At 66.0% G+C, this 4,806-nt stretch carries 2 protein-coding genes; both read right to left on the bottom strand.

The features are described 5' to 3' along the window. Positions 1–656: 656 nt before the first annotated feature. The gene (gene xerC / locus IFO71_RS21245; protein WP_192031694.1) at positions 657–1,682 is read right to left on the bottom strand and encodes a site-specific tyrosine recombinase XerC; all 1,026 of its coding nucleotides are present in this window, start codon (positions 1,680–1,682) and stop codon (positions 657–659) included. A gap of 3 nt (positions 1,683–1,685) precedes the next feature. Further along, on the bottom strand, positions 1,686–4,806 hold a 3,121-nt coding region (locus IFO71_RS21240), incomplete at its 5' end, for a CHC2 zinc finger domain-containing protein (protein ID WP_225444862.1).

Raw genomic sequence — 4,806 nt, 5'->3', positions numbered from 1 at the left:
CAGACGCGCGGAGCGCGTGCAGGAGCTGGCCGATGCCGCGCAGGACGCGCGGCCACCACAGCGAGTGCAGGGATGCACGGGGCGGCCATGCGACATAGCGACGAATTACGCGAGCGCGGGGCTTTCAGGCGGCAGGACGCCGCCTGCCGCGCGCCACAACAGGACGTTGGCGCGTAATTGCGCGTTATGTCGAATGGCTGCCGATAGCCCCGTGAGCGCGCATAGCAACGGCGATGCGGAGCACTGCGCTTCCGCGCGATACGGGGATGGGGGAATTGCCCGTTCATCGGAGCGGCAGGCGTGCGGGGTGTGCCTGCGATAACGCCGGGCTTCATCACGACCACCCCGCACACGCCGCGCGCCTGCTGAGTCCGGCTTGCGTGCGGGCGCAGCCGGCACGCACATGCGCGAGGCAGGAGCCGAGCGAGGTGGAATCGGAGCAAGCGGCTAAGAGGAAATGGCCATGGACGGCCAGAGGCAGCTGGCGCGGCGCTTGCGCTCTTTGCGCTGGAGCCCGCAGCGGCTGAATGCCGCGCAGGGCGTAGGCGCCTGCAAGCGCCGTGACGGCGGTAACGGAGCGATACGCGCTCCTCGGGTCAGGGCGCGGCGTTCGGTCCAGCGATACCGTGTCCGAGCGTCCGCTTGAGCGCGCAGCGCTAAGCGGCGCCATCCGGCTCCTCGCTGTCCTTAGCCTCTGCTTTCCGCGCCAACCTGGCTGCCGGATGCGTCGCCGCATGCACCGCCTGCAGCTTGCCGATCGCCACGTGGGTATACACCTGCGTGGTGTCCAGACTCGCATGGCCGAGCATTTCCTGGATAAACCGCACATCGGCCCCGTTCTCCAGCATCTGCGTCGCCATCGCGTGGCGAAACAAATGACAGGCGCCGCGCTTGTCGATGCCGGCGCGTTCGAGGTAACCACGCACCAGGTTGCCCAGGCCGGCGCCGCTGAACCGCTGGCCCCAGCGATTGAGGAACAGCGTCATTTCCTGCGGATCGATCTGCAGCTCGGGCCGGCTCTCGACCAGGTAGCGCTGCACCCAGGCCAGCGCCCGCTCACCGATCGGCACGATGCGATCCTTTCGTCCCTTGCCCTGCCGTACCCGCACCAGGCGCCTTGCATCGAGGTCGTACACCGTCAGATTCGCCGCTTCGGTGCGGCGCAGCCCGGTCGAGTACAGCAGCTCCATCAACGCCCGATCGCGCAGGCCCTGCGCGTCATGAACATCCGGCTGCGCCAGCACCGTTTCCACTTCGTCGGCGCTGAGCGCTTCGGGCAATACCTGGCGCGGCGCCAACGGCAAATCGAGATCCGCCGCCGGATTCGAGGGCAGATGATTGTGCTTGACCAGCCAGCGAAACCAGCCGCGCACATGGCCGAGCGTGACGCGCTGACCCTTGAGGCTCAGCGGTTGGCCGTCGGCCTTGCGCGCATAGAACAGATGCCGCTGATAACGCTCCAGCACCGGCTTGCTGATCTCCCCCGGCCGCTGCAGCTCGCGTTCCTCGCACCATTCCAGAAACCGCGCCAGCGCCGCACAGCGATGCCGCCACAGCTCACCGCTGTAGCCCTGCACCTGCAACGCCTCCAAATAGCGCCGCATCCAGGCCGCGATGCTGTCCGGCGCACTCGGCGCCTCCAGTCGGCGCCGCCGCTCGCCATAGTGCCCCTCGCGCGGCATCGCTTAACGTCCGCCTACGACGGCGCCGTTACGACGCGGCGTGTTGGCGGCCCCAAATAATGCGTTTTCCTCAACAGCTGCGACTAAAGAGGAAAATTCCGCGCCAGGGCTGGCGTTGCGGACAGTTTCCAATGACGACGAGGTACCCACGAGCGGGCCACTACCGGGCCACGAGCGGCCCACGAGGTGAGGCGTTTCCCCCACGAGGTGGGCCGTCGTATCGGTAGCCGGATCAATCAAGCCCATCACCCTCGGCGCCGAATCGCTCAGGTCGCCGTCAAACACCAACTCGTACACGAAGCGCTGACCCGTGCGCCCGCCATGCGCCAACAGGTACTCCAGGTCGAGCAGCCGCTCGACATGCACCCGCACCTGCTTTTCGCTCATGCCGGCCACCGCACGCACCTCGCGTCGGGTGAACCGCACAGCGTTGGCGGGAACCTGTTGTTCAGCCGCACGCGCCGCCACCAGCGCCTGGATCGATCCCAGCACCCGCCGGGTATGCGGCGGCAGATCGTCCAGCGATCGGCCCAACACCTCATGCGCCAACCGGTTGGCCAGCGCGATATCCGCCGCCGTCACCTCGACGTACTCGATCCGCTCACCGTGCTCGACCAGCGTGCGAATCGGCCGCTGGTGCTGATGCAGCAGGGCAATGCTCTCGATCAGGGTCAGATACTTCTGATGATCACGCCGCAGCCGGGTCAGATCGTCCCGAAACCCCAGCGCCTCGGCATACGGATTCACCACCGCCAACGGCCGTAGCAGGCTTTGTGCGGCGCGGTGTTGGGCCACGATCCGCTCGGCTTCCCGATCCGCCCGCAATCCCGCCAATGTGCGTGCCTGGCGCTGCCGCTGCAGAATCGCCCGGGTCTGCTCGCGACTCTCATCGATCGTCAGCACCAGGCAACGGTTCAACAGTTCCTCGTCCACCTCGCTCGCCGTGGTGGTGAGAAACAGCATCACCGGGCCGTCCACTCGGTAATCCTGGGTCACCAATTGCCCGGTCACCGGATCCTTGCCGGTGGAGGCCATGGTTAAACTGCCCTGACTTTGCAGCAATTTCAGCGCATAGGCCGCCTGGCGCACGCCTTCTTCCTCAGCAATCGCCAGAATCTTGTGCTGCAGATCCTTTTCGCCGAGGTAGAACAGGCTCTGCCCGGTCATCGCCGAGTACTGCACCCGCTCGGCCTCCGGCATGAAATTCAGTACCGCGTCCATCAGGGTCGATTTGCCGGCCGCCGACGTGCTTTGAATCAACACCGCCAGCGGCTGCTTGAGCTTGCGCGAGACCGCGGCCAGATACCCCACCAGGGCATTGTTCGGCTCGCCGACCAAGCCGGCGCGCTCGAAATCGCTCACGATGCGCGCGATCAGATCGGGCGCCTGCAGCAATGCCAGCGCATCGCGCTGCTGTGCCGGCGTCAGCGTCGGCGTGCTCGCGGGTTCCTTCGGGGCCAGCTTGGCCCGGATCAACGCATCTTGCTGCGCCTCCAACGCCCGCAGCAGCTTGGCCAGATCCCCCTTGATGAGGTCCTCCGACACCCCGAGTTCCACCGCCGTCTGCCGGATCCACACCGCCCGCTGTTTGGCCTGGTACAGCTCCACCGTATCCACATGCAGATGGTCGCCCCACTGCGCCTTGAGCCAGACCTTGAGCTGTTCATAGCTCAGGTTCTTGTCCAGGCCGCGCACGGTGTACTGTCGATCGCCCAGCACCAGGCGCAGTTCCTTGGCATCGCCTTCCACCGGCAGCGTCGGCTCGCTCGGTGGCACGCGATACGCTGGCGGCTCGGGTTCGGAGGGCGAGGCCTCGGCGGTCAGCGCATCGTTGGCTTCGTCGAGCGCTTCGGCCGCCAGGGCGTCTGTCATCTCGACCGCATCGAGCGCAGAGCCAGCGACTAAAAGGGAAACTTCCGCCTCTCCCATCGACACCGGTTCGGTCGCCGGACCCACCACACCCCGTTCCGGCGCCTTGCCCCCGGATCGAGTCCGGGGCAGGCCATTGCCCAGCCATTCCGCCTGCCGAATCACCAGCCCAAGCGACTTCGTCGCTGGCTGCACATCGAGCGCGTATTGGTTGGCATCCAGGCCCTTCGGGAACCGGCAGCGGTAGCAATCGAGGCCATCCGCCATCAATCGCTGGGCCAGCTTCTCCGCTGCGCGATTGCCGGCCTCGTCGGCATCATAGGCAATCAACACGCGCTTGACGCCATGGCGCTGAATCGCCGCAGCGATCTCGTCGGTAAAGCCCTCGACCCCATAACTGGCGGTCACGTTGCGATAGCCGGCACACCAAAACGTCAGCGCATCGAGCAACGCTTCGCACAGAATCACTTCCTCCTGGCCGACCAGGCCTTGCTCGTTGAATACGCCTCGATGAGGACCGGGCAAATACAGGTGCAGCGGTGTGCCCGCCGTCAGCTTGCTGTCTCGGGTGATCTTGCGACCGTACAGCTCGCTAACCTGGCCCTCGGCATCGAACACCGGAATGACCAGGGAGCCGTTCAAATGCTCATGCCCCGAGGCCCGCAGCACCCCCAGCCGCTGCAACTGCTGGCGAATCGCCGCACCGGATTTGACCTGCTTCATCGGCAAGCGATAGCCCAGGGTGCGATTGGCAAAGCCGAGCTGGAACCGCTCGATCAGCTCGGGATGGGTCAACCCACGCTTAACCAAATACTCCCGCGCCTCGGGCGAGTCCTTGAGCGCCGCGTGGTAATGCGCCACCACCTCGCGCAACAGCGCAGCATCGTCTTCGCCGGCGGTCAATGGCGCGACAATCTTCGAGGCCGCGGCCTTCGGCACCTCGGCAACGGTTTCCGGCTCGCCGTCCAGCATCCCGCGCAACAACTCCACCGCCCGCCGAAACGCCACGCCCCGCCGTTGCATCAACCAATCGATCGGCGACCCCGCCGCGCCACAGGCAAAGCAGTGAAACAGGTTCTTATCCGGCGACACGATCAACGAGGGCTCGTGGTCGCCGTCGTGGAACGGACAGGCGCAGGCCCAGTCCTTGCCGGTGCGCTTGAGCGTCAGGCCCTCGGATTCGATCAGGCGGGTCAGGGCTACCGATGAGCGCAAGCGCTCCACCTCGGGCTCGGGTATGCGGGCCATCGTCATC

It is taken from the genome of Pseudomarimonas arenosa (genome assembly GCF_014841215.1).
Lineage (GTDB): Bacteria > Pseudomonadota > Gammaproteobacteria > Xanthomonadales > Xanthomonadaceae > Pseudomarimonas > Pseudomarimonas arenosa.
Note: the sequence above shows the minus strand (reverse complement) of the source record. Positions and strands in the feature narration are given on the sequence as shown.

What these genes read in the sequence shown, in the direction of transcription:
- xerC (WP_192031694.1), bottom strand. Translation starts at nt 1,682, where the DNA reads ATGCCGCGCGAGGGGCACTATGGCGAGCGGCGGCGCCGACTGGAGGCG.